This window comes from Amycolatopsis lexingtonensis (assembly GCF_014873755.1).
Classification (GTDB): Bacteria; Actinomycetota; Actinomycetes; order Mycobacteriales; family Pseudonocardiaceae; genus Amycolatopsis; species Amycolatopsis lexingtonensis.
In genome coordinates, this window is sequence record NZ_JADBEG010000001.1 from 4654236 (window position 1) to 4676947 (window position 22712).

Consider the following 22712-nt stretch of genomic DNA (forward strand, 5'->3'; position numbering starts at 1 on the left):
ATCCTGGTGCTCCACACGGCCCAAGTCCAGTACCAAACGGTCCCGAAACTTTTTTGAACCGTTTCCGTACCGTGTCCGTATCCCCTACCGAAGACCCCGACAAGGCGTTGTCCCCCGCAACGCTCCGCATCCACCCCGGACCAAATGTCCACTGTGGATCCTTCGCGCGCTTTTCCGTTGCACCTCAAGGTACAGCGCGTAGTCATGCCCTCCGGAGGAGCAGTGATCCGCATTCCCCGAACGGCGGTCCCCGCCGCCGTGTGCCTCACCGCACTCGCCCTGCTCACCGCCTGTACCGCCGGCGCGGCCACCACCTCGGCCGGCGGTTACGCCGGCGGCGGCGCCGGGATGCAGATGCCCGGTATGCAGGCCCCGATGACCATCGCGATGCCGCAGCCCATCACCGCCACGCCGAACGATCCGGCGAAGAGCCAGCTCAGGGCCGCGAAGACGTTCGACCTCGGCCTCATGCTCGTCGACGGCACCGGCTTCACCATCTACCGCTACGACAAGGACACGACCGACCCCTCGCGGTCGAACTGCACCGGCGCGTGCGCGGCCAAGTGGATCCCGGTCAAGGCCGGCGGCACCCTGCCCCCGGTCGACGTCGACCAGGCGCTGATCGGCCGGATCACCCGTGACGACGGCACCCAGCAGCTCACCCTGGCCGGCTGGCCGCTGTACCACTTCACCGGCGACAGCGAACCGGCCGACACCTCCGGCCAGGGCGCCGACCAGGCCTGGTACCCGATCGCGCCGGACGGCACCAAGATCACGCTGACCCAGGACCAGTGGAGGCAAAGTGCTTTCGGCGTCTGAGTTCGCCGGGCCGGACTTCGCGCTCCGGCCCGCCGCCGACCGCTCCCGGCCTCTGGTGCGGACCCTGTTCGTGCTGGTCGCGGTGCTGACCCTGCTCGCGTCGGTGGCCGTGACCTCGACCGCCCAGACCGCGTCTGTGTCCGACACCGACGCGGTGCTGCTCACCAAAGTCCGCCAGGCCGGGCTCTGGGAAATGCCCTCGGGCATGATGGCGATGCAGAAGGGCAGCCCGCTCGTCCAGTCCGTCGGCTTCGCGATCATGATGGACCACGGCCGCCTCGACGTGGCCACGCGCGCGCTGTCGGCGAAGCTGAACTCGCCGGTGCCCGACCAGCCGTCCGCCGAGCAGCTCGGCTGGCTCGCCGAAGAGATGAACGCGTCGCCGGGTCCGGAGTTCGACCGCATCTTCGCCAACCGGCTGCGCGCGGCGCACGGCCAGGTGTTCGCGATCCTCGCGCAGCTGCGCGCCGGCACCCGCAACGACGACGTGCGCGCGTTCGCGACCGTCGGCAACCAGGCCGTGATGCGGCACATGACGATGCTCGAGAGCACCGGGATGGTCGACTACACCGCCCTGCCCACGCCGGCGGTTTCCACCACCGCGGCGCCCGTCGGGCAGCCGCTCGGCCTCGACACGTCCCAGATCGCCGTGGTGGGAGCGCTGTTCCTGCTGGTCGGCGGCGGCCTGTTCTACGTGCTGCGCCAGATCAAGGGCAATCGTGGCCGGGCCAGGGCGTCCCGCCGGCCGGCCGCCGTGAGAACCGGGGGTAGCCATGGTTGAGACCTGGCACGAAGCGACGATCTTCCTCACGCAGCAGTTCCAGCCGAAGACGGACCCGGCGGCGCGCGGGCTCGCGGCGTTCGCCGCACGGGCGTCGTACGCGGCCATGATGCTGACGCTCACCTGGGGCGTGCTCACCGCCACCGGCTGGGTGCGCTCGGTCACCGGCCGCAAGGCGCTGCGCAGCTCGCACATGGTGCTGGCGACCGGCACGCTGATCTTCGGCGGCATCCACGCACTGGGCTTCTTCTACCTGACGATCCAGCCCTACAGCCTGCAGTACCTCTTCCTCCCGTTCCTCGCGGGCCAGGAAGGCAGGCACATCGCCGGCATCGTCGGCTTCGAGGTCATGCTCGCCATCGCGCTCACCGCGGGCCTGCAGCGGTTCACCTCCTACCGCCGCTGGCTGTGGCTGCACCGCTGCGCGTACCCGGCGGTCGCGCTGACCGCGGTGCACGCCTGGTTCGGCTCGATCGCCAACGGCCACCTCGCCGTCGTCTGGCTGGGCGGCATCACGCTGCTCATCCCGGCGGCCACGGTGTCGCTGCTGCGGTTCATGCCCGCGCGCACCCTCGAACGCATCGGACTCGTGGAAGAGCAGGTGGCCTGACATGCCCTTCCGACTGCCCGGAAGCGGGCCCCGGATCAGCGTCGACAACGACCGGTGCGAGCTCTACGGCATCTGCGCCATGGAGGCGCCGGACGTGTTCGACCTCGGCCAGGACGGCCGGCTGCGCTTCCACACGCGGCTGCTGGACGAAACCACCATGGAACAGGCGAAGATGGCCGCTCGCTGCTGCCCGATGCAGGCGGTCGTGATGAGAGGGGACCTCGATGGCTGACGGCGACCGGATCGTCATCGTCGGTGCGGGCGTCGCCGGGCTGCGTGCCGCGGAACGCCTGCGGGAACTGAACTTCGACGGCGAGATCGTGCTCATCGGCGACGAGGCGCGGCGCCCCTACCACCGGCCGATGATCTCGAAGGCACTGGTGATGGGCACCGAGCGGCCCAGCGACGTCGGGCTGTCGCACTACCTGCCCGACCTCGACGTGCACTGGCGGCTCGGCGCGCGGGTCACGCACCTGGACACCACCGAGCGGGTCGTGCACCTGCCCGGCGGCGAATCCCTCTGGTACGACGGCCTGATCGCCGCGACCGGCGTCTACCCGCGGCACCTGCCCGGCGCGCCGCGGCACGACCCGCGGGTGCGGATCCTGCGCACGGTCGAGGACTCGATGGCGGTGCGGCGCTGCCTCAACGCCAGCAAGAAGCCGGCCGTCGTGATCGGCGCCGGCCTGATCGGCAACGAGTTCGCCGCGAGCATGCGGCACATCGGCCGGGACGTCACCCTGGTCGGGCACGCGAAGGCGCCGCTGCACCGCTTCGGCGACCGCGTCTCCAGCGGCATCGTCGAGGCGCACCACGAGCACCGCGCGAACCTCGCGATGAAGAGCGAGGTCCGGCACTGGATCAGCACGAAGGACACCGTCGGGCTGCACCTGACGAACAACCAGCTGCTGGTCGCCAGCGTCGTCGTGCTCGCCATCGGCAGCGTCCCGTCGGTGGACTGGATGCGCGGCTCCGGCCTCGACATCAGCGACGGCGTCCTGTGCGACTCCAAGCTGTTCGCCGAGGGCGCCTCCGACGTCGTCATCGCCGGTGACATCGCGCGCTGGCCGAACCTGCGCTTCGACGAGACCCCGCGGCGGGTCGAGCACTGGATCAACGCCGTCGAGTCGGCCCGGCACGCGGCGGAGAACCTGCTGATGGGGCACTCGAGCGCGAAGCCGTTCACCCCGCTCCCCCGCGCCTGGTCGACGCTGTACGACACCCGGCTGCAGATGTGCGGGATGCCTTCGCTGGCCGAGGACACCGTGTCGCTGGCCGACGGCATCACCGGGTTCATCCGCGACGGCAGGCTCGTCGGCATCTCCTCGTGGGACAAGCCGCGGGCGATGCTCGACTGGATGGCCGAGCTCGACCGGCGGCTGCCCGCACCGGACTACGTGCCCGAGCCGGAGCCCGTGCCCGTCGCGGAGGTCCCGGTGGCCGAGCCGTCGGTCGCCGCGCCGGCGGCCGAGGTGCCGCCGGAGTTCGACAGCGGCTTCGACCACCAGGCCTTCGAGCGCGAGTTCGAGAGCGAGTTCGCCAACGACATCCCCACCACGGCGTTCCCCGCGCAGGCCCTGCCGACGCCGCCGACCACGGCGTTCGCCGCGCAACCCGGTGCGGCGCTGCCGACGATGGCCATCCCGATGGGGAGGTAGTGAAAGCCGGGGCGGGGCTGCGCGCGGCGGCCCTCGTCCCCTTGCCGGTCACCACGCCCCCTCCGCGGCTGGGCGGTGTGGTGGCCGGCCCCAACGTCCCCCTGCCCGCCTCGCGTACCGCTTCGAGCGCCCGGCGGGCCAGGAGAGGGCCATCCCGAGGGAACCCGACGCCCCCGGGGTGGCCTTCTTCCGGCGCACCGGGCGGGGGCCCGGGGTCGACGCCGTGACGGGGTTCCCCGCCACGGCACACGGAACCGTGGGGGCCTTCGCGGCGGAAGGGTATGCCGCCGGGAAGGTCGTCACGGCTCCGGTCGGGGTTGCACCGGTGCACGGTCGTCCCGGGGGAACGGGAACCCCCGGGACGGTCTCCGCCGCCAGGCTTCCCCGGCGACCAGAGAGCCGAGGACCAGCACGGCGATCCCGGCCACGCGCAGCCCCGCGTCGGTGCCTTCGACGAACGCCGTGACGACGTCCCCCGCGTGACCGGTCCTGGCCAGCGCTTCCGCGACGGTGCGGGAACCGCGGGCGTCCGCCGGCAGCGCGTCCGCGAACCGGGCGGTCATGACCGTGCCGGCGACGGCGACGCCGAGCGCGCTGCCGAACTCGCGGGTGGTGGCCTGCAGCCCGGTGCCGACGCCGGCTTGCGCGGGCGGCAGCGAGCCGGCGATCACGCCGGACAGCGTCGGCAGCGCCAGCGTCACCCCGATCCCGGTGCACACGAGCCAGGCCGCGTACTCGGCGTACGGCGTCTGAGCGTCGCTCGTGGACAGCCCGAGCAGCCCGCCGCCGACGAACGCGAAGGCGAGCGCCACCGTGGCGTCGAGGCCGACGCGCCGGGCCAGGTGCCCCACGTGCCGTCCGCCGAGGATGATCGGGACGGTCAGCGGGACGATCCCCAGCCCGGTCCCCAGCACGCCGAACCCCTTGGCGTACTGCAGGAACGACGCGTTGACGTAGAACAGCGCGAACATGCCGAAGAAGACCGTGGTCAGGCCGAGGCAGGCGCTGCGCAGGCCCGCGATCCGGAACAGCCGCGGGTCCAGGAGCGGGTGCCCGGCCTTCAGTTCCCGGAGCGTCCAGGCGGTGAACAGGACGGCTGCAGCGGCGAACCCGGTCACGACGACCGTGCTCCCCCAGCCCGCTTCCGGGCCTTGGACGATCCCGACGAGCAGCGCGACCGACGCGCCGACGAGCAGCAGCGCGGCCGGCGGGTCGAGCGGGCGGTCGTGGCGCGAGGACACCGGTGCTTTGCGGGCCACCAGTGCGGCCGCGGCGAGGGCGATCGGGACGACGGCGGCGAACAGCCAGCGCCACGAGCCGCCGGACAGGACCAGCCCGCCGCCGACGTTGCCCGCGACGCCGCCGATGCCGGTCATCGACGCCCAGGTGGCGATCGTGGCCGCCTTCCGGTCCGCGGGCGCGGCGTGCAGCAGGACGGCGAGCGAGTTGGGCAGCACCGCGGCCGCGCCGACGCCGGTGAGCGCCCGGCCGCCGAGCAGGACGACGACGTCCGGCGCGACCGCCGACAGCAGCGCGCCCGCCGCGAAGAGGACGAGACCGGCCAGCAGCACGCCCTTGCGGCCGAACCGGTCGCCCGCGGCGCCGCCGGGGATCACCAGGCAGGCGAACACGATGACGTAGGTGTCGACGATCCAGACGAGGGCGGACGCGGACGGGTGCAGCGCGCTCGCGGCGAGCATCGGGACGGCGAGGTTGACCGCCGCGACCATCCCGACGACGAGCACGACGCACGCGCACATCAGGGCGACCAGTTTCTTGAACTCCATGCGGCCGACGCTAAGGACGCCGCGGGATGTCGTGCCACGCAACTTCGGCAAGACAGATTTGCGTACAGTGCAACCATGGACCTGAACCTCCTGCGCGTGTTCGACGCGCTGCTGCGGGAAGGGAGCGTCACGGCGGCGGCCGAGCGCCTGAACCTGTCCATCCCGGCGACCAGCCGCGCGCTGGGCCGCTTGCGGCGGGCGATGAACGACCCGATCCTGGTGCGCGCCGGCCGCGGGATGGCCCCGACGCCGTTCGCGCTGCGCACCGCCCCGCGCGTGCGGTCGCTGCTGGAGGAGGCGTCGGCGCTGATCAGCACCGAGGTGGCGATCGCCGACCTGGAGCGCACGTTCACGATCCGCATCAACGACGGCGTGGCGGCCACCCTGGCCACGGCGGCGGCCGAAGCGACGGCGGCGGCCGCGCCCGGCGTCACGCTGCGGTTCGTCGCGGAGGGGACGGAGAGCGCGGAGGCGCTCCGCGACGGCTCGATCGACCTCGACATCGGCGTGGGCGAGCACGCGGCGCCGGACATCCACAGCACGGTGCTCTACCGCGAACGCCTGGTCGCGGCGGTGCGCGCGGCCAGCCCGCTGGGCAGGCACCGCCGTCCGACGCTGGCGCAGCTGTGCCGCCACCCGCACGTGTCGGCGTCGCGGCGAGGCCGGGCCCGCGGCCCGCTGGACGACGTCCTCGCGGCAGCGGGGTTGCAGCGGCGGGTGGCGGCGGTCGTGCCGACGTCCGCGGTGGCGGCGCTGGTGGTCTCGTCGAGTGACTACGTGGGGCTGCTGCCGCAGCGCCTGGCCGAGCAGCACGGCCCGGCGCTGGGCCTGCGGTGGTTCCCGGTGCCGGCGGAGCTGCCGGAGGTGGAGGTCCGGCTGTCCTGGCACGCGCGGCTCGACGCGGACCCGCCACAACGCTGGCTGCGGGAGACGATCACCACCGCGCTCCGCTGACCCGAGCGGGTCCGGTCCGGATGTCATGGCTCCGGCAAAGTCGCGTCGGTGCAGGTCGCAGCCCGGCACCAGCGTCTTGAATGACTCATTCAGGACTTCCGAAGACCTGAATGAGTCATTCAGGACGTGGGGCGAGCGGGTCACCGGCGGCAGAATGGCCTGGCCGCGTGACTTTGCCGGGCCCCGGTCCGGCTGTCATGAACGAGTCGTTCATGACAGCGGGTCCGCGCCGCACTCAGCTGACCAACGCCGGGCCGATTCGCTCCGCGCAAGCCCTCCGGTGTGGCACGATTCTTCCGTGACCAGCACCGCCGCCTCGGCGCAGTACCTGCGCGACCTCGCGCTGCTTCGCCGGGTCCGGGACCGGATCGACCGCGAGTACGCACAACCTCTCGACGTCGAGGCCCTCGCGCGCGGGGTGAACATGTCGGCCGGGCACCTCAGCCGGCAGTTCCGCAAGGCCTACGGAGAGTCACCGTATTCGTACCTCATGACCCGGCGGATCGAACGGGCGATGGCTCTGCTGCGCAAGGGCGAGCTGAGCGTCACCGAGGTCTGCTTCACCGTCGGGTTCTCCTCGCTCGGCACCTTCAGCACCCGGTTCGCCGAGCTGGTGGGCCTGCCCCCGAGCGTCTACCGGGAGCAGGAGGCGGAGGCGACCGTCGGGATGCCGCCGTGCGTCGCCAAACAGGTCACCAGACCGATCAGGAATCGAGAAGCGCGACCGCAGGCGCACACATAGTGTGACGGCCATGGACGTCACCATTCACTCGAGCTTCCTGCCCCACACCGACCCGGAAGCCTCCCTCGCCTTCTACCGCGACCTGCTCGGCTTCGAGGTCCGCCAGAACGTCAAGTACGGCGGGATGCAGTGGATCACCATCGGGCCGCCGAACCAGCCGGACACCTCGATCGTGCTGACGCCGCCGACCGCGACGCCGGGGCTGACCGACGACGAGCGCCGCATGATCGGCGAGATGATGGCGAAGGGCACCTACGCCGGGGTCAACCTCGCCACCAAGGACCTCGACGCCTTGTTCGCGAAGCTCCAGGCGGGCGGCGCCGAGGTAGTCCAGGAGCCGATCGAGCAGCCCTACGGCGTCCGCGACTGCTCCTTCCGCGACCCCGCCGGCAACCTGCTGCGCATCCAGGAACTGCGCTGACCACGACCGCGGCCCCGCACGGCTACCGCGAGGTGCTGCGCGACCGGCGGATCGCCGGGCTGCTCCTGGGGGATCTGCTGGCCGGCGTCGGCACGGGCATGCTGCTGGTCGCCATGCCGGTGCAGACGCTGTCCCTGCCCGGCGGCGTGCCGAAGGCGATCGCCATCGGGCTCGTGGAGGCGGCGCCGTTCGTCCTGTCCACCGCGCTGGCGCTGGCCATCGGGCTGGGTCGCGTGCGCGTGCCGCCGCGGACGCTGCTCGTCGCCGATTGCGTGCTGCGGTCGCTGACGTTCGCCGCGCTCGGGGTGCTGGCCGCCACCGGCACGCTCACCCTGCCGGTGCTGCTCGCCGGGCTCTTCTTCGGCGCGACCTTCCGGCTGGCCGGGGCGAGCAGCCGCCGCGTGCTGGCGACGTCGGCCGCGGGCGAGGCCGGGCGGTTCTCGGTCAACGGCCTGCTCGGGCTGAACACGACGTTCGCGCTCTACATCGCCGGGCCGGTGCTCGGCGGCATCGTCGTCGCCACCGCGGGTGCGAGCCTCGCGCTGTTCCTGGACGCGTGCGGCGCGCTGGTCCTGCTGGCGGCCACCCTCGCGTGCGTCCCCCAGCCCGCCGAACCGCCGGAGCGGCCCGAAAGCTCGGGCTGGCGGATCCTGCGCCGCCGTCCGGTGGCCGCGCGGCTGCTGGTGGTCGAGTTCTTCTTCAACTTCCTCTACATGCCCATCGAGGTGGCCCTCCCGCTCTACGTGAGCGGAACGCTGCACGCCGGCGCGACCGGGCTGGGCTGGCTCTGGGGCGCGCTCGGGGCGGGCGCGTTCCTCGGCGCCGCGCTCGTCGGCCGGCTGCGGAACCTGCCGCAGCGGCCGCTGCTGGTCGCGATCATCGGCCTGTGGGCGCTGTGCCCGATCGGCCTCGCGCTGACCGGCGACCTGACCGTGGCGCTGCTCGTCTTCGGCCTGGGCGGGCTGGTGTACGCGCCGTTCACCCCGGTCGCCTACAGCTTCCTCCAAGCCGGGCTGGCCCCCGCCGAACAGCAGCCGGTCGTGACGCTCTGGACGACCGGCGCGACCGTGGCCGCCCCGCTCGGCCTGGCGCTGGGCGGGCCGCTGATCGAGCTGGCCGGCAGCTCCGGCGGGCTGGTGCTGTCCGGCGTGCTGACCCTCCTGCTGCTCCCGATCGCGGCCCGGGCGGTGCTCGGCCGCACTGCGGAAAGGGAACCGACATGTGCCTGAGCCTCGCCGCCGCCGCGCGAACGCACCTGGCCGAATTGGTGCTGCTGCGCCGCGTGCGCGATCGCATCGACCGCGAATGCGCGCAGCCGCTCGACGTCGAAGCACTGGCTCGCGTCGTGGATCTGCCCGTCGCGCAATTCGTCCGCCGGTTCCGGGAGGCTTACGGCCTTTCCCCGCACGATTACCGGCGGGCCGCCGAAGCGGTCAGGAATCGAGAAGCCCGCCCCGTGCGGGCGAAAGTAGCGTGATTCCCATGAACCTCACCATTCACCAGACGTTCCTCCCCCACCACGACCACGAAGCGTCGCTCGCCTTCTACCGCGACCCCCTCGGCTTCGAAGTCCGCAACGACGTCGACTACGGCGGCCAGCACTGGCTGACGATCGGCCTGCCGGGCCAGCCCGACACCGCGCTCGTCCTGCAGCCGACCGGTGCCGCGTACGCGGGCCTGTCCGACGAAGAACGCCGTACCATCACCGAAATGATGGCCAAGGGCACCTTCGCGGCGGTCAACCTGGCCACCGACGACCTGGACGGCACCTTCGCGCGGGTGCAGGCCGGCGCCGCCGAAGTCGTCCAGGAACCGGCCGACCAGCCGTGGGGCATCCGCGACTGTTCCTTCCGCGACCCGGCGGGCAACCTCGTCCGCATCCAAGAAGTGCGCTGATCCCACCGAACGCTGGAGAACCCCGATGACCCACACCGCCGACAGCCACGACCTGATCCGCGTCCACGGCGCTCGCGTGAACAACCTCAAGGACGTCAGCGTCGAGCTGCCGAAGCGGCGGCTGACGGTGTTCACCGGGGTCTCCGGCTCCGGCAAGAGTTCCCTGGTGTTCAGCACGATCGCGGCCGAGTCGCAGCGGCTGATCAACGAGACCTACAGCACCTTCGTGCAGGGTTTCATGCCCACGCTGGCCCGGCCCGACGTCGACGTCCTCGACGGAATCACCACCGCGATCATCGTCGACCAGGAGCGGATGGGCGCGAACGCGCACTCCACCGTCGGCACCGCGACCGACGCGAACGCGATGCTGCGCATCCTGTTCAGCAGGCTCGGGAAGCCGCACATCGGTTCCCCGCAGGCGTTTTCGTTCAACGTCGCCTCGATCAGCGGCGCCGGTGCGGTGACCATCGAAAAGGGCGGGCGCCGGATCAAGGAGCGCCGCAGCTTCAGCATCACCGGCGGCATGTGCCCGCGCTGCGAAGGCCGCGGCAAGGTCAACGACATCGACCTCACCGCGCTCTTCGACGAGAACAAGTCGCTCAACGAAGGCGCGATCACCATCCCGGGCTACAGCATGGAAGGCTGGTACGGCCGCATCTTCCGCGGCTCCGGCTTCTTCGACCCGGACAAGCCGATCAAGAAGTACACCAAGAAGCAGTTCGCCGACCTCGTCTACAAGGAACCGACCAAGATCAAGGTCGACGGCATCAACCTGACCTACACGGGGCTCGTCCCGGCGATCCAGAAGTCCTTCCTGGCCAAGGACGTCGATGCGATGCAGCCGCACATCCGCGCGTTCGTCGAGCGGGCGGTGACCTTCCAGAGCTGCCCTGACTGCGGCGGCACGCGGCTGTCGGCGGAAGCCCGGTCGTCGAAGATCGACGGGCTCAGCATCGCCGACGCGTGCGAGATGCAGATCAGCGACCTCGCCGCCTGGGTCGGGAAGCTCTCGGAGCCGTCGGTCGCGCCGCTGCTGGACGCGCTGAAGCACACGCTCGACTCGTTCGTCGAGATCGGCCTCGGCTACCTCTCGCTCGACCGTCCATCCGGGACGCTGTCCGGCGGGGAAGCCCAGCGCACCAAGATGATCCGCCACCTCGGGTCGTCACTGACCGACGTCACCTACGTCTTCGACGAGCCGACGATCGGGCTGCACCCGCACGACATCGCGCGCATGAACGAGCTGTTGCTGCAGCTGCGGGACAAGGGCAACACGGTGCTGGTCGTCGAGCACAAGCCGGAGGCGATCGCGATCGCCGACCACGTCGTCGACCTCGGGCCGCGGGCCGGCTCCGCGGGCGGCGAGGTCGTCTTCGAGGGCACTGTGGACGGTCTGCGCAAGAGCGGGACGCTGACCGGGCGGCACCTCGACGACCGGGCGTCGCTGAAGCCGTCCGTGCGCTCGCCGTCGGGCGTGCTGGAGGTGCGCGGGGCTTCGACGCACAACCTCCAGGACGTCGACGTCGACATCCCGCTCGGCGTGCTGGTCGTGGTGACCGGGGTGGCCGGCTCGGGCAAGAGCTCGCTGATCCACGGCTCGGTGTCCGGCGGCGAAGGCGTGGTGACGGTCGACCAGGCCGGCATCCGCGGTTCGCGCCGCAGCAACCCGGCCACCTACACCGGGTTGCTGGAGCCGATCCGCAAGGCGTTCGCCAAGGCCAACGGCGTGAAGCCGGCGCTGTTCAGCGCCAACTCCGAAGGCGCCTGCCCCAACTGCAACGGCGCCGGCGTCGTCTACACCGACCTCGGCATCATGGCCGGCACCGCCACCCCGTGCGAAGTGTGCGACGGCAAACGGTTCTCGGCCGAGGTGCTGGAATACACGTTCGGCGGCCGCGACATCAGCGAGGTCCTCGGGATGTCGGTCGCCGAAGCGCTGGAGTTCTTCGCCGACGGCGACGCGAAAACCCCGGCGGCGCACAAGATCCTGACCCACCTGTCCGACGTCGGCCTCGGCTACCTGACGCTGGGCCAGCCCTTGACGACGCTCTCCGGCGGCGAGCGCCAGCGCATCAAGCTGGCGACGCACATGGCGGAGCAGGGCGGGGTGTACGTCCTCGACGAGCCGACGGCGGGCCTGCACCTGGCCGACGTCGAGCAGCTGCTGGGCCTGCTGGACCGGCTGGTGGACTCGGGCAAGTCGGTGATCGTGATCGAGCACCACCAGGCGGTGATGGCCCACGCGGACTGGATCATCGACCTCGGCCCGGGCGCGGGCCACGACGGCGGGAAGGTCGTGTTCGAGGGCACGCCGGCGCAGCTGGTGAAGGCGCGGAAGAAGACCCTGACGGGCCGGCACCTGGCGGAGTACATCGCCTGACCGAAGCGCCCCAATGAGGTTTTCTCAGTAGCGTCCGTGGTGTTCGTGGTGGGTGAGGACGAGGGCTGCTTGGACGATGGTGCCGATGCGGTGTGGGCAGAGGCTGATGCGGTGTAGGGCTGACCAGCGGGTTTTGAGGATGGCCATGGCGCGTTCGCCGAGGGCGCGGGCTCGGGATTGCAGCTGGTTGTAGACCCGTTGGCGGAGGTGGAGGGGTGGTTGGCCGGCGGCTTTCTTGACCGGGGTGTAGATGCCGATGCCGGCGGAGTGGTAGGCCTTGTCGGCCAGGGTGGGCAGGCCGTGGGCTGCGGCGGCGGTTAACGCGCCGATGATGTCGAGGTCGCGGGCGGCGGAGAGGTCGTTGCGGGAGCCGGGCAGCACCGGGGAGACCCACAGCGGGAATCCGTCGGCGCTGGCCAGGAACTGGATGTTTCCGCCGAAGGCTCGGTGTTTGCCCGAGTACCACAGGTGCACGGTCCGGCCGCGGTTCTTGCCTTTGGTTTTGGTCGTGGTCGCCGCGACCCGGTCGCAGGAGATGAGGCTGCCGTCGAGGATCACGTGGGTGTCACCCCGGGCGCGGCGGTCGGCCAGGACTTGGTGCAGGTCCGGGGCTTGGGCGGCGAGGGCGGTGATGGCTTCGTGCAGGTAGCGGTAGGCGGTGGCGGTGCTGATGTGGTGGTCGGTGGCCAGCCGGTGCACGGGGGTGGCGTCGCGGAACCAGCGCAGCGCCAGGACCGCGTGCCGGTAGGGGGTCAGGGCGCGCCGGCCGCGGCGGGTGCCGCGCCGCAGCCGCTCGGTCTGCAGGACACGGGCAACGAACCAGACCAGCTCGCGCGCCACGTCGAGGGTGGCGCCATAATTGATCACGTGGGGCCTCTGGAACCTCGGACTTGATCTTCGCAAATCCAGTCCTACCAGGGGCCCCACGCCTATTCGCGGAACCACACCGCTACTGAGAAAACCTCAATGTGGCGTTCGGTGCGTCCAGCGCACCCAATGTGGCGTTCGGTGCGTTGGACGCAACCAACGCCACATTGGGGCGCTCGTATACCAGCGCGGCCGGTAGGGCTGGCCCCCCGAAACTGCCGGAGGCGCGCAGGATTCCGCCGTGGGCCCGCGCCGCGAAGACTCAGCCGGGTGACCACCACAGAGAACCACGTCGGCAGCGACTTCGCCCGGCTGAGCCGCCGCATCTCCGCCGCCGGGCTGATGGCGCGCCGTCCCGGGTACTACGCCGCCCGGATCACCGTCGTCGCCGGGCTCTTCGCCGCCGGGTGGGTGGCCTTCGCGCTGCTCGGGAACTCCTGGTGGCAGCTGGGTATCGCCGTCTTCCAGGCCTTCATGTTCGGGCAGATCGCGCTGCTGTCCCACGACCTCGCGCACAAGCAGGTGTTCCGGCGCCGCCGTCCCACCGAGGTCGCCGGGCTGCTCGCCGGGAACCTCGGGGTCGGGATGAGCTACGGCTGGTGGATGGACAAGCACACCCACCACCACGCCAACCCGAACCACGAGGAGCTCGACCCCGACGTCGACCCGGACATCCTGGTGTGGTCGAAGGACCAGGCGCGCGCCAGCCGCGGGGTGCCCCGGTTCATCGGGCGGTACCAGGCGTTCCTGTTCTTCCCGCTGCTCACCCTCGAAGGCCTGAACCTGCACTGGTCGGGGATCCGCGCGGTGCGCAAGCCGGGGCTGCGCCGGCGCAAGACCGAAGCCGCGCTGCTCGCCGCGCACCACGTCCTGTACTTCAGCGCGCTGTTCACCGTCCTCTCCCCCGGCATGGCGCTGCTGTTCTGCGCCGTCCACCAAGGACTGTGGGGTGTCTACATGGGATCGATCTTCGCGCCGAACCACAAGGGCATGCCGACGCTGACCGGGCCTGCCCAGCTCGACTTCCTGCGCAAGCAGGTGCTGACCTCGCGCAACGTCCGCGGCGGCCTCGTCACCGACATCGCGCTCGGCGGCCTCAACTACCAGATCGAGCACCACCTGTTCCCGAGCATGCCGTCGCCGCACCTGCGCCGCGCGCAGCCGATCGTCCAGGCCTACTGCGCCGAGCTCGGCGTCCCCTACCTGCAGACGAGCCTGGCCGAGTCCTACCGCCAGGCGCTCACCCACCTGCATGAAGCTGGGGCACCTCTCAGGAACCGTTCGTAGACTCGGCACCATGAGGAAGACGATCGCGGCCCTCCGGGACCTGCCGGCGGCATTCGGCGCGAAGGCGGCCGGGGCGCGGGCCGAGCGGGTGCGCTCGTCGCCGCAGTTCGACGGGAAGGTGTTCCGCAACGCGGCGCCGCGCCACCCGATGACGGCGGCGTCGATGCGGACCATCTTCCGCGAAATGTTCTTCGGCGAGCACCGCGAACTGCGCAAACCGGGCGGGGCGGTCCCGCTGGTCGCGGCCGCGCCGGTCGAAGCGGCCGAGGGCGTGCACCTGACCTGGTACGGCCACGCGTCCACCCTGGTCGAGCTCGACGGCGCCCGCGTGCTGCTGGACCCGGTGTGGAGCGAGCGGGTGTCGCCCGCGGCGTTCGCCGGCCCGCGGCGGCTGCACGAGCCGCCGGTGCCGCTGTCGGGCCTCGGCCGGATCGACGCGGTGGTCATCTCCCACGACCACTACGACCACCTGGACCTGGCGACCGTCCGCGCACTGGTCGCGTCGACGACGGCGCCGTTCCTGGTGCCGCTCGGCGTGGGCGCGCACCTCGAACGCTGGCGTGTCCCGGCCGCGCGGATCATCGAGCTCGACTGGAACGAAGAGGCCACCGTGGCGGGCGTCCGGTTCGTCGCGACGCCGGCCCAGCACTTCTCCGGCCGCGGCATCTCGAACGACAGCACGCTCTGGACGTCGTGGGCACTGCTGGGTCCCGCGCACCGCGTGTTCTACAGCGGCGACACCGGGTACTTCGACGGCTTCGCGAAGATCGGCGCCGAGCACGGCCCGTTCGACGCGGCCTTGATCCAGGTCGGCGCGTACGCCCCGCTCTGGCCGGACATCCACATGACGCCGGAGGAAGGCGTCGCGGCAGGCCTCGACGTGCGGGCGAAGCTGCTGGTCCCGGTGCACTGGGCGACGTTCCAGCTGGCGATGCACCCGTGGGGCGAGCCGGCGGACCGCGTGTGGCGCGAAGCGAAGGCGGCCGACCTGGACCTGGCGATCCCGCGCCCGGGCGAGCGCATCGACGTCACCGCGCCCCCGCCGGTGGAGGGCTGGTGGCAGGCGCTGTGAAGCTCAAGCTGGATCTGCACGACATCTACAACCGCGGCGGCGAAATCGACCGGGCGCTCGAGGCGATCATCGACGAGGCCGTCGCCAAGAAGGCGCCGCTCGTCGAGATCATCCCCGGCAAGGGGTCGGGGCAGCTGAAGAAGCACGTCCTGCGGTTCCTCGAGCGCAAGGACGTCAAGGCGCGCTACCACCGGGTCGAGAAGGACAAGGACAACTTCGGCCGGGTGTTCGTGCACTTCCGCTGGAAGTGATCAGAAGCGGCTGTCGTGCCGGGCTTCGGCCCACGCGCGGTCCCACGCCGCCGAGTGCAGGCGGCTCAGGACGAACCGGCCGGCGCCGTAGAGACCGGCCAGCGAGCCGGTGATCGCGACCCACAGCAGGATCGCCGCGAAGACGCCGTCGGCCGCCGAGGTGGCCGGGGAAAGCGGCTCGGTCGTCAGGTCGCCGTGCTGGTCGAGCCACACGGACACGCGCGTGCCCGCCGGGCTGCCCGCATCGGCCAGGACGTCGCCGGTGTGCCGGGCGCCGCGGGCGTCGAACCAGGCGGCCTGGACCGTCGTCTGGTCGGCGGGCGCGCCGGCACCGTCGGTGCTGTAGGTCTGGCTGGGCGCCGCGGCGAGGGACACCGCCGTCGCCGGGTGGCGGGTCGCGCGCTCCTGCTCGGCGCGGACGGTCTGCGCCGCGTAGGTGTCGGAGCCGAACGCCGCCGCGAACGGCACGGCCAGGAACGCGCCCGCGATCACCAGGAGGAGCAGGAGGGACTCGAGCCGGTCGCCCGTCCGCGCCAGCGGGTTGCGCCCGGGGTGCAACCGGCGCCGGAACCGGGCGATCCGTCCGCTGGGCCTGCGCATGCGCGACTCACTCCTCCCAGAAGACGTCATCTCGATAACAGTGTGCGCGCAGGGGGTCGACTTTCTCTCGTAAATGGGATGCGGCCCACCTGTGAACCGGTGCACAACCACCCGGTCGGCTAACTCGCCGCGATCGCCGACCACAGCGCGTGAGCGATCTGGGGCCCGGTGACGTCGGTGTGGGCGCGCACGAACCGGTCCGCGCGGAGGTTGTGCGGCACCCCCGGCCGCCAGTGGTAGGTCCCGCTCACCGGGAACAGCTCCCCCGTGACGGCTTCGGCGGTCCGCTGCGCGCCGTTGCGGCCCATGCCGCCGTACGGGCTCGACGCGTCCCCCGTGAGGGACGCCGTCTGGCCCGCGATCCGGGACGCGATCGCGTAGGCGACGCCGACCGCGAGGTCATTGGCGGTGTGGGTGACGAGGATCGGGCCGGTCACCACCCGCTCCTCCAGCACCCGGCGGAACGCCCCCGGCTCCCCGCCGCCCCAGTCCGCCGCGAAGCCGTGGTGCGAGAACGCCGCCTGCAGCAGGGTCAGCGTCGCCAGCGAGCCGGCCGGGCGCGCGTTGGCGGCCGCCGTCACCAGCCGGCCGCCGAAGCTGTGGCCGACGAGGTGGATCTTCGGCCGGGTGAGCGTGGCCAGGAAGGGCGCGAGCCCGCGTTCGCCGACGGTCCCCGCGCGGACCTTCATCTCGTAGTAGGCGAGGAAGTCGAGGAGGTCGGGGGCGCCGAGGCGGTCCATGACCGTGCCGCCGGGGAGGCCGAACAGCTGGGCCGACGCGTCTTCGCGGTCGTCCGCACCGCGGGAGGCCACCGAAAGCAGCGCGGCGGCGAACGCGGTGCGCGCGGTCGCGCGGGCCGGGAGCGCGGGCACCAGCCCGGCCGCCGCGTCGATGGTGAGCCGCTGCTCCGGCACGAGGTCCCGCAGCTGGTCGAGGCGCTCGTCGAGGCTCGCGCCGGTCTCGACGCCGGCGATCTTCCGCGACGGCCACAGCACGCACGCGAACCCGACCCCGTGGCCGGGCCCCGCCACCGCGCGCATCGACCCGGCCAGCGCCGAGTAGAGCAGGCGCGCGATCAGGTGATCGTTGTTCCAGCCGTGGCAGAGGACGACGAGGTCGGTGACGGCCGGATCGGCCGCGAGCTCCCGCACGGCCGCACCCCGGTCACCGACGACGGCACCCGCCCGGTCGAACTCGACCTCGGCGGCCGGGAATCCGCACAGCTGCACGGGGTCCTCCTCAGGCGACGGCTCCCGGGGAAGTCGCACCCACCCCGGCGCCCGTTACTGGGAGCCACCCGTTCGGCACACCTGCCGCTCAGAGCCAGTCGTCCGGCCGAGGCCACGGCATCAGCGCCGCCAGCGCGTCGCGCGCCGGTTCGGTCACCGCGTACCGGCCCCGGTGGAACAGCAACGGCCGCGCGTCCGACGGTGCGCCCAGCGCCGTGACCCGGCCGATCACGACGTAGTGGTCGCCCGCCTCGTGCACCGCCTCCAAAGAACAGTCGATCCACGTCAAAGCACCGTCGAGCAGCGGCGCGCCGGACGGCGCGGGCGTCCAGCCGACCCGGGCGAACTTGTCCTCGCCGCGGGCGCCGAACACCGCGCTGATCTCCTGCTGGTCCTCGGCCAGCACGTTGACCGCGAACCGCCCGGCCGCGGCCAGCACCGGCCACGTCCGCGAGGTGCGCGCCGGGCAGAACAGCACCAGGGGCGGGTCGAGCGACAGCGCGGCGAACGACTGGCAGGCGAACCCGGCGAGCGTGTCGCCGTCGCGGCCGGTGACCACCGTGACGCCCGTGCAGAAGTGCCCGAGCACGCTGCGGAACTCGGTCTGGTCGACCGCCACGGAAGTCATGCGCCCGGGGGCCGCGCGCCGACCGAAAAGTCGTGGCCCCACAGGGAAACCGCGGTGCTCTCGCGCGCGATCCAGTTGTCGTCGTCGACCTGGCGGCCTTCACAGCCGAACTCGACGTCAAAGCCACCGGGGGTCTTCATGTAGAACGACAGCATCAGGTCGTTGACGTGCCGGCCGAGCGTGGCCGACATCGGCACCTTGCGCCGGATCGCGCGGTCGAGGCACAGGCCGACGTCGTCGGTGTTCTCCACCTCGACCATCAGGTGCACGATCCCGGACGGCGTCGGCATCGGCAGGAACGCCAGGCTGTGGTGGCGCGGGTTGCACCCGAAGAACCGCAGCCACGCGGGTGGCCCGTCGGCGGGCCTGCCGACCAGCTGCGGCGGCAGGCGCATCGAATCGCGCAGCCGGAAGCCGAGGACGTCGCGGTAGAACCGCAGCGACGCCTCGTCGTCCTTTGTGGACAAGACCACGTGCCCGAGACCCTGTTCGCCGGTGACGAACTTGTGGCCGTACGGGCTGACCACCCGCCGGTGCTGCAGCGCGACGCCGTGGAACACCTCCTGGGTGTTACCCGACGGGTCGTCGAAGCTGATCAGCTCGTCGACGCTGCGGTCGGCCAGCTCGTCGGGCGTGCCTTCCTTGTACGGCACCGACGCACTGTCCAATCGCGACCGCAGCTCGGCCAGCTCCCCCGCGTGGGCCACCTCCCAGCCGGTGACGGCCAAGCGATCCGCCGAACCGGGTGAGATGACCAAGCGGGCGGGGAAGTCGTCCATGCGCAGGTAGAGCGCGTCCGGGTCGGTGCCGCTGCCTTCGACCATGCCGAGCACCTTGAGCCCGTACTCGCGCCACGCGGCCATGTCGGTGGCTTCGATGCGGAGGTAGCCCAGTGACCGGATGCCCATCAGGAACTCCCGAGGAAGTCGAGGGCCAGCCGGTTGAACTCGTCGAACTTCTCCAGCTGGGCCCAGTGCCCGCAGCCGCCGAACACGTGCAGCTGCGCGCGCGGAATCGTCTTCAAAGCCACCAACGCGCCGTCCAAGGGATTGACGCGGTCCTCGCGGCCCCAGATCAGCAGCACGCGCTGGCGCAGCCGGTGGGCTTCGCGCCAGAGCATGCCTTCTTCGTAGCTGTCGGGCTGCGCGAACGACATCCCCATCGCCCGCATCGCGGCGAGCGACTCGGGGGTGTTCGCCGCCGCGAAGCGGTCGTCGATCAGCTCGTCGGTGATCAGCCCCTGGTCGTGGACCATGATGCGCAGGAAAGCTTCCATGCGTTCGCGCGACGGCTTGGCCGCGAACCGCCCGAGGTTCTTGACGCCTTCGGTCGGGTCCGGCGCGAACAGGTTGACGCTCAGCCCGCCCGGCCCCATCAGCACCAGCCGCCCGGCGCGCTTGCCGTGGTTCAGCGCCAGCCGGACCGCCGCGCCCCCGCCGAGCGAATTGCCGACGAAGTGCGCGCGTTCGATGCCCAGCGCGTCCATCAGCCCGACGACGGCGTCCGCGCTGTGCCGGAAGTACTGCGGGTGCTCGGTCGGCTTGTCCGACCGGCCGAACCCCGGCTGGTCGACGGCGATCGTCCGGTAGTGCTTGGCGAACTCCGGCAGGTTGCGCCCGAAGTTGCTCCACGCCGACGCGCCGGGCCCGCCGCCGTGCAGCAGGATCACCGTCTCGGCGTGCTCGGCGCCGGCTTCGTGGTAGTGCAGCTTCAGCGAGCCGGCCTGGACGTACTTCCCTTCCGGTGCGGCCATCAGTACATCGCGTTCTCGACGGGGAGCCCGAAGGCGCCGGTGCCGAACATGACGTACGCGCGCTCGGCGTCGTTCGCCGCGTGCACCCGGCCCGCGTGCGCGTCGCGCCAGAAGCGCTGGATCGGCGTGCCGCGCTGGATCGCGCGGCCGCCGGAGTTCTCGAAGAGCCGGTCGATCGCCGAGATCGCGCGCTCGGTGCCGCGCACCTGGTCGCGCCGGACGCGCAGCCGCAGGTCCGCCGGGAGCCGTTCCTCGCGCTTGGCAAGTTCGTACAGCTCCTCGATGTTGCGGGTCAGCTGCAGCCAGGCCGCGTCGATTTCGCTGGCCGCTTCGGCGATCCGCACCTTGGCGAACGGATCCTCTTTGGACTGCTCACCGGCGTACGCGGCCCGCACGCGCTTGCGCTGGTGCTCGACGTGGGCGTCGTAGGCGCCTTGCGCCATGCCGATGATCGGCGCGGTGATCGTGGACGGGTGCACCGAGCCGTAGGGCAGCCGGTACAGCGGGCCGGGGTTGACCGCCTGGCCCGGCACCTTGCACTTCGACGTCGCGATGAAGCTCAGCGCCCGGTGCTGCGGGATGAAGACGTCCTCGACCACGATGTCGTTCGACCCAGTGCCGCGCAGGCCGACGGTGTCCCAGACGTCCACGATGGTGTAGTCCGCGATCGGCAGCAGGTAGGTGCAGAAGTCGACCGGTTTCCCGTCCTTGAACGCCGGTCCCCCGAGCAGCACCCACGTGCAGTGGCCGGAGCCGGAGGAAAAGCTCCAGCGGCCGGACAGCCGGTAGCCGCCGTCGACGACCTCCGCCTTGCCCATCGGCGCGTACGACGACGAGATCCGCACGTCTTCGTCTTCGCCCCAGACCTCTTGCTGCGCCTGCGCGTCGAACAGCGCCACGTGCCACGGGTGGACGCCGAGGATGGAGGCGACCCAGCCGGTGGACCCGCACGCGCTCGCGATCAGCTTGACCGCGGTGTAGAAGCTCACCGGGTCGGTTTCGAGGCCGCCGAACGACTTCGGCTGCAGCATCTTGAAGAACCCGGTCTCCTGCAGGGCCTTGACGGACTCCTCGGGGACGTTCCGCGCGTCCTCGGTGTCCTGGGCCCGTTCCCGCAGGACCGGCAGGAGGTCCCGGACCCCGGCGATCACCTGCTCGCTCATGCGCAGTCCTCTCTCTGGCTCACTGCGCCAAGACTAGAACACGTTCTCGTTTTTGTCGAGAACACCCTGCGCCAGGGCGCTGTTGATCCCCGCCCTGCGGCCGGAAAACACGCAGTCGGCCAGCGACAGACCGCTCACGTAGGACCTGGAACAGATTCCCACGGCGGTGCGGCCGGCGGCGTACAGGCCGGGGATCGGCTCCCCCGCCGTGCTCCGGACCGCGCCGGAGTCTTCGTCCACGACCAGGCCGCCGAGGGTGAGCATCGGCGTGGGGTACCCCAGGTTGGGCCGCACCGAGATGTCGATGAGCGAGTACGGCGGCCGCTCGAGCCACCGGCGGAACTCGTCGGGCTTGCCCGCCGGATCGCGGTCGCCGTGGTAGGCCTCGACGCTCGCGCGCAGCCCCTGCGGATCGACGCCGGCCTTGCGCGCGACTTCCTCGACCGTCGCGCCCGTCACGCGGCCGCGGCGCAGCAGGTACCGCAGCTGCAACCCCTGGAACCACTGGCTTTGCGCCTTCGTGTCCCGCCGCGCCTCGGCGACGATCGGCGCGTCGACGAGCAGCCAGCCCTTGCTCCCGTGCTCCTCGATGAGCTTCTCCCCGACGGCGGCGCCGTACCGCGACTCGTCGATGACCCGGCGGCCCGCGGCGTCGACGATGATGCCGCCGAGGAACGCGCTGGGCGGCGTGATGAACCGCCACGCGGAGATCCGGCCCAGTTCGCCGGTCGCGGCCCCGGCCTCGACGCCAAGCCGGATGCCCGAGCCATTGTCGGCGGACGTGCCGAGCGGCAGCCCGCCGCGGTACTTCGGGGCGTGCTCGCGCACCATCTCGCGGTTCGCGATGAACCCGCCCGCGGCGAGCACGACCCCGCGCCGGGCGGAAATCCGCAGCTCACGGCCGTGCGTGCGCTCGAAGCGCTCGACCCGCCGGTGCAGCGACTTGCGCAGCGACGGCACGTAGATCCCGGGTTTCGCGGCGTACCGCGCGAACCGCTGGTGCCGGGCCCGCACCCGCGCGGGCGCGTCGCTCAGCGAGTCGGCGATGAGCCCGGTGACGCGCCCGTCCTCCTGGAGCAGGCTGCGGGCGTGCGTCTGCGTCAGCACCCGGATCCCCCGCTTGCGCACGGCCTCCTTCAGCCGGGTCATCAGCATCTTCCCCGAGGTCCCCGGCCCCTTGACGCGGTGGCCGCGCGGGGCCGGTTTCGCCGCGTCGCGGAAGCCGCCCGCCGCCTCACTGCCGGAGTAGTACAGGTAGTGGGCGTCGCTCGGGTACGACGTCTTGTACGGGCACAGGCTGCCTTCGAACGGCACGCCGTTGCCCTCCAGCCAGGTGATCATCTCGCGGCTGCCTTCGCAGAACCGCCGCAGCGTCTCCTCGGCGACGACGTCCCCGGTCTCGAGCCGCAGGTAGGCGTACATCGCGTCGACCGAGTCGTCGACGCCCGCGTCCAGCTGCTGGGCGGTCCCGCCGCCCGCGTAGACCACGCCCCCGCTGACCGCGCTGGCGCCACCGCCGTCGAACCGCTCGACGATGACGACGTCGGCGCCCGCGTCGGCCGCTTCGAGGGCCGCGCACGCGCCGGCCGCTCCGAACCCCACGATGATGACGTCCGCGACGAGTTCGTCCATGGTCGGTACCCTAGAACTGAAACACGTTCTCGTCTATGGTTGCCGAAGCGGCTCCCAACTGGATACTCATTTCGTGGAACACGTTACCGATTCGGCCCGGAAGAAGGCGGATGCGGGCAGGCGCGGACCCACTCGACGGCACCCGTTCCGCCGTGGCTGACGGCCGGATCGGTAACCATCAG

The 22712-nt window shown here is 71.5% G+C and carries 24 protein-coding genes; 15 read left to right on the forward strand and 9 right to left on the reverse strand.

The window, feature by feature from the left end; all coding sequences use genetic code 11:
* Positions 1-222: 222 nt before the first annotated feature.
* Genes H4696_RS20635 through H4696_RS20655 form a run of 5 tightly spaced genes read left to right on the forward strand, consistent with a single transcriptional unit; the run spans position 223 to position 3868 of the window.
* Positions 223-819: a COG4315 family predicted lipoprotein gene (locus tag H4696_RS20635; protein ID WP_192782448.1), complete on the forward strand. Its 597-nt coding sequence runs from the start codon at positions 223-225 to the stop codon at positions 817-819.
* On the forward strand, positions 803-1600 hold the full coding sequence (locus H4696_RS20640) for a DUF4142 domain-containing protein (protein ID WP_086865697.1): 798 nt from the start codon (positions 803-805) through the stop codon (positions 1598-1600). The genes H4696_RS20635 and H4696_RS20640 overlap by 17 nt, the downstream gene beginning before the upstream one ends.
* The gene (locus H4696_RS20645; protein ID WP_086865696.1) at positions 1593-2210 is read left to right on the forward strand and encodes a ferric reductase-like transmembrane domain-containing protein; all 618 of its coding nucleotides are present in this window, start codon (positions 1593-1595) and stop codon (positions 2208-2210) included. The genes H4696_RS20640 and H4696_RS20645 overlap by 8 nt, the downstream gene beginning before the upstream one ends.
* Before the next feature lies 1 nt (position 2211).
* The gene (locus tag H4696_RS20650) at positions 2212-2442 is read left to right on the forward strand and encodes a ferredoxin (protein ID WP_086865695.1); all 231 of its coding nucleotides are present in this window, start codon (positions 2212-2214) and stop codon (positions 2440-2442) included.
* Entirely contained in the window at positions 2435-3868 is a 1434-nt protein-coding gene (locus H4696_RS20655; protein WP_086865694.1) for an NAD(P)/FAD-dependent oxidoreductase, read from the forward strand. Before H4696_RS20650 ends, H4696_RS20655 begins: the two co-directional genes overlap by 8 nt.
* Positions 3869-4167: 299 nt before the next feature.
* Here the strand turns inward: H4696_RS20655 and H4696_RS20660 are convergent, their stop codons facing one another.
* Positions 4168-5655, reverse strand: coding sequence for an MFS transporter (locus tag H4696_RS20660; RefSeq protein WP_225955756.1), 1488 nt, complete (start codon positions 5653-5655; stop codon positions 4168-4170).
* A gap of 75 nt (positions 5656-5730) precedes the next feature.
* Here H4696_RS20660 and H4696_RS20665 point away from each other — a divergent pair, with 75 nt between their 5' ends.
* From H4696_RS20665 to H4696_RS20695, 7 genes are all read left to right on the forward strand, one after another.
* A complete protein-coding gene (locus tag H4696_RS20665; protein ID WP_086863685.1) occupies positions 5731-6609 on the forward strand; it encodes a LysR family transcriptional regulator in 879 nt (292 codons plus the stop codon).
* 298 nt (positions 6610-6907) lie between these two features.
* Positions 6908-7351 (forward strand): helix-turn-helix transcriptional regulator, encoded by a 444-nt coding sequence (locus H4696_RS20670; RefSeq protein WP_086863686.1) that lies wholly within the window; start codon positions 6908-6910, stop codon positions 7349-7351.
* Positions 7352-7361: 10 nt separating this feature from the next.
* Positions 7362-7772, forward strand: coding sequence for a VOC family protein (locus H4696_RS20675; protein ID WP_086863691.1), 411 nt, complete (start codon positions 7362-7364; stop codon positions 7770-7772).
* Between the two features lie 32 nt (positions 7773-7804).
* On the forward strand, positions 7805-9001 hold the full coding sequence (locus H4696_RS20680) for an MFS transporter (protein ID WP_086863687.1): 1197 nt from the start codon (positions 7805-7807) through the stop codon (positions 8999-9001).
* On the forward strand, positions 8992-9249 hold the full coding sequence (locus H4696_RS20685) for an AraC family transcriptional regulator (RefSeq protein WP_086863688.1): 258 nt from the start codon (positions 8992-8994) through the stop codon (positions 9247-9249). Before H4696_RS20680 ends, H4696_RS20685 begins: the two co-directional genes overlap by 10 nt.
* Before the next feature lie 5 nt (positions 9250-9254).
* Positions 9255-9668 (forward strand): VOC family protein, encoded by a 414-nt coding sequence (locus tag H4696_RS20690; protein ID WP_086863689.1) that lies wholly within the window; start codon positions 9255-9257, stop codon positions 9666-9668.
* Between the two features lie 25 nt (positions 9669-9693).
* The gene (locus tag H4696_RS20695) at positions 9694-12048 is read left to right on the forward strand and encodes an ATP-binding cassette domain-containing protein (RefSeq protein ID WP_086863690.1); all 2355 of its coding nucleotides are present in this window, start codon (positions 9694-9696) and stop codon (positions 12046-12048) included.
* Between the two features lie 24 nt (positions 12049-12072).
* Here the strand turns inward: H4696_RS20695 and H4696_RS20700 are convergent, their stop codons facing one another.
* Positions 12073-12915, reverse strand: a complete 843-nt coding sequence (locus tag H4696_RS20700; protein WP_086864916.1) for a transposase family protein — start codon at positions 12913-12915, stop codon at positions 12073-12075.
* Positions 12916-13185: 270 nt separating this feature from the next.
* Here H4696_RS20700 and H4696_RS20705 point away from each other — a divergent pair, with 270 nt between their 5' ends.
* From H4696_RS20705 to H4696_RS20715, 3 genes are read left to right on the forward strand one after another with little or no spacing between them, the layout of a single operon-like run.
* Positions 13186-14202, forward strand: coding sequence for a fatty acid desaturase family protein (locus H4696_RS20705; RefSeq protein ID WP_086857489.1), 1017 nt, complete (start codon positions 13186-13188; stop codon positions 14200-14202).
* 10 nt (positions 14203-14212) lie between these two features.
* The gene (locus H4696_RS20710; protein WP_086857488.1) at positions 14213-15274 is read left to right on the forward strand and encodes an MBL fold metallo-hydrolase; all 1062 of its coding nucleotides are present in this window, start codon (positions 14213-14215) and stop codon (positions 15272-15274) included.
* Complete coding sequence (locus H4696_RS20715) at positions 15259-15525, forward strand: Smr/MutS family protein (RefSeq protein ID WP_249026888.1); 267 nt, start codon at positions 15259-15261, stop codon at positions 15523-15525. Before H4696_RS20710 ends, H4696_RS20715 begins: the two co-directional genes overlap by 16 nt.
* Here H4696_RS20715 and H4696_RS20720 read toward each other — a convergent pair whose 3' ends face one another.
* The 7 genes from H4696_RS20720 to H4696_RS20750 form a co-directional block, all read right to left on the reverse strand.
* Positions 15526-16125, reverse strand: a complete 600-nt coding sequence (locus tag H4696_RS20720; protein ID WP_086857486.1) for an Rv1733c family protein — start codon at positions 16123-16125, stop codon at positions 15526-15528. It abuts the gene before it with no gap.
* A 119-nt stretch (positions 16126-16244) separates the two neighbouring features.
* The gene (locus tag H4696_RS20725; protein ID WP_086857485.1) at positions 16245-17354 is read right to left on the reverse strand and encodes an alpha/beta fold hydrolase; all 1110 of its coding nucleotides are present in this window, start codon (positions 17352-17354) and stop codon (positions 16245-16247) included.
* 88 nt (positions 17355-17442) lie between these two features.
* Positions 17443-17982, reverse strand: a complete 540-nt coding sequence (hsaB, locus tag H4696_RS20730; RefSeq protein ID WP_086857484.1) for a 3-hydroxy-9,10-secoandrosta-1,3,5(10)-triene-9,17-dione monooxygenase reductase subunit — start codon at positions 17980-17982, stop codon at positions 17443-17445.
* On the reverse strand, positions 17979-18890 hold the full coding sequence (gene hsaC, locus H4696_RS20735; RefSeq protein ID WP_086857483.1) for an iron-dependent extradiol dioxygenase HsaC: 912 nt from the start codon (positions 18888-18890) through the stop codon (positions 17979-17981). The genes hsaB and hsaC overlap by 4 nt, the downstream gene beginning before the upstream one ends.
* Positions 18890-19735 carry a 4,5:9,10-diseco-3-hydroxy-5,9,17-trioxoandrosta-1(10),2-diene-4-oate hydrolase gene (gene hsaD, locus H4696_RS20740; protein WP_086857482.1) on the reverse strand — a complete coding sequence of 282 codons (846 nt, stop codon included), beginning with the start codon at positions 19733-19735 and terminating at the stop codon, positions 18890-18892. Before hsaD ends, hsaC begins: the two co-directional genes overlap by 1 nt.
* A complete protein-coding gene (gene hsaA / locus H4696_RS20745; RefSeq protein WP_086857481.1) occupies positions 19735-20898 on the reverse strand; it encodes a 3-hydroxy-9,10-secoandrosta-1,3,5(10)-triene-9,17-dione monooxygenase oxygenase subunit in 1164 nt (387 codons plus the stop codon). Before hsaA ends, hsaD begins: the two co-directional genes overlap by 1 nt.
* Positions 20899-20931: 33 nt before the next feature.
* Positions 20932-22530, reverse strand: a complete 1599-nt coding sequence (locus H4696_RS20750; RefSeq protein ID WP_086857480.1) for an FAD-binding protein — start codon at positions 22528-22530, stop codon at positions 20932-20934.
* Between the last annotated feature and the right edge of the window lie 182 nt (positions 22531-22712).

Bases quoted from the DNA above. Each gene is read 5' to 3' on its own strand.
- H4696_RS20645 (WP_086865696.1), top strand. From the start codon at position 1,593: ATGGTTGAGACCTGGCACGAAGCGACGATCTTCCTCACGCAGCAGTTC.
- H4696_RS20650 (WP_086865695.1), top strand. From the start codon at position 2,212: ATGCCCTTCCGACTGCCCGGAAGCGGGCCCCGGATCAGCGTCGACAAC.
- H4696_RS20655 (WP_086865694.1), top strand. From the start codon at position 2,435: ATGGCTGACGGCGACCGGATCGTCATCGTCGGTGCGGGCGTCGCCGGG.
- H4696_RS20660 (WP_225955756.1), bottom strand. From the start codon at position 5,655: ATGGAGTTCAAGAAACTGGTCGCCCTGATGTGCGCGTGCGTCGTGCTC.
- H4696_RS20665 (WP_086863685.1), top strand. From the start codon at position 5,731: ATGGACCTGAACCTCCTGCGCGTGTTCGACGCGCTGCTGCGGGAAGGG.
- H4696_RS20675 (WP_086863691.1), top strand. From the start codon at position 7,362: ATGGACGTCACCATTCACTCGAGCTTCCTGCCCCACACCGACCCGGAA.
- H4696_RS20685 (WP_086863688.1), top strand. From the start codon at position 8,992: ATGTGCCTGAGCCTCGCCGCCGCCGCGCGAACGCACCTGGCCGAATTG.
- H4696_RS20690 (WP_086863689.1), top strand. From the start codon at position 9,255: ATGAACCTCACCATTCACCAGACGTTCCTCCCCCACCACGACCACGAA.
- H4696_RS20695 (WP_086863690.1), top strand. From the start codon at position 9,694: ATGACCCACACCGCCGACAGCCACGACCTGATCCGCGTCCACGGCGCT.
- H4696_RS20710 (WP_086857488.1), top strand. From the start codon at position 14,213: ATGAGGAAGACGATCGCGGCCCTCCGGGACCTGCCGGCGGCATTCGGC.
- H4696_RS20720 (WP_086857486.1), bottom strand. From the start codon at position 16,125: ATGCGCAGGCCCAGCGGACGGATCGCCCGGTTCCGGCGCCGGTTGCAC.
- hsaB (WP_086857484.1), bottom strand. From the start codon at position 17,982: ATGACTTCCGTGGCGGTCGACCAGACCGAGTTCCGCAGCGTGCTCGGG.
- hsaC (WP_086857483.1), bottom strand. From the start codon at position 18,890: ATGGGCATCCGGTCACTGGGCTACCTCCGCATCGAAGCCACCGACATG.
- hsaD (WP_086857482.1), bottom strand. From the start codon at position 19,735: ATGGCCGCACCGGAAGGGAAGTACGTCCAGGCCGGCTCGCTGAAGCTG.
- hsaA (WP_086857481.1), bottom strand. From the start codon at position 20,898: ATGAGCGAGCAGGTGATCGCCGGGGTCCGGGACCTCCTGCCGGTCCTG.
- H4696_RS20750 (WP_086857480.1), bottom strand. From the start codon at position 22,530: ATGGACGAACTCGTCGCGGACGTCATCATCGTGGGGTTCGGAGCGGCC.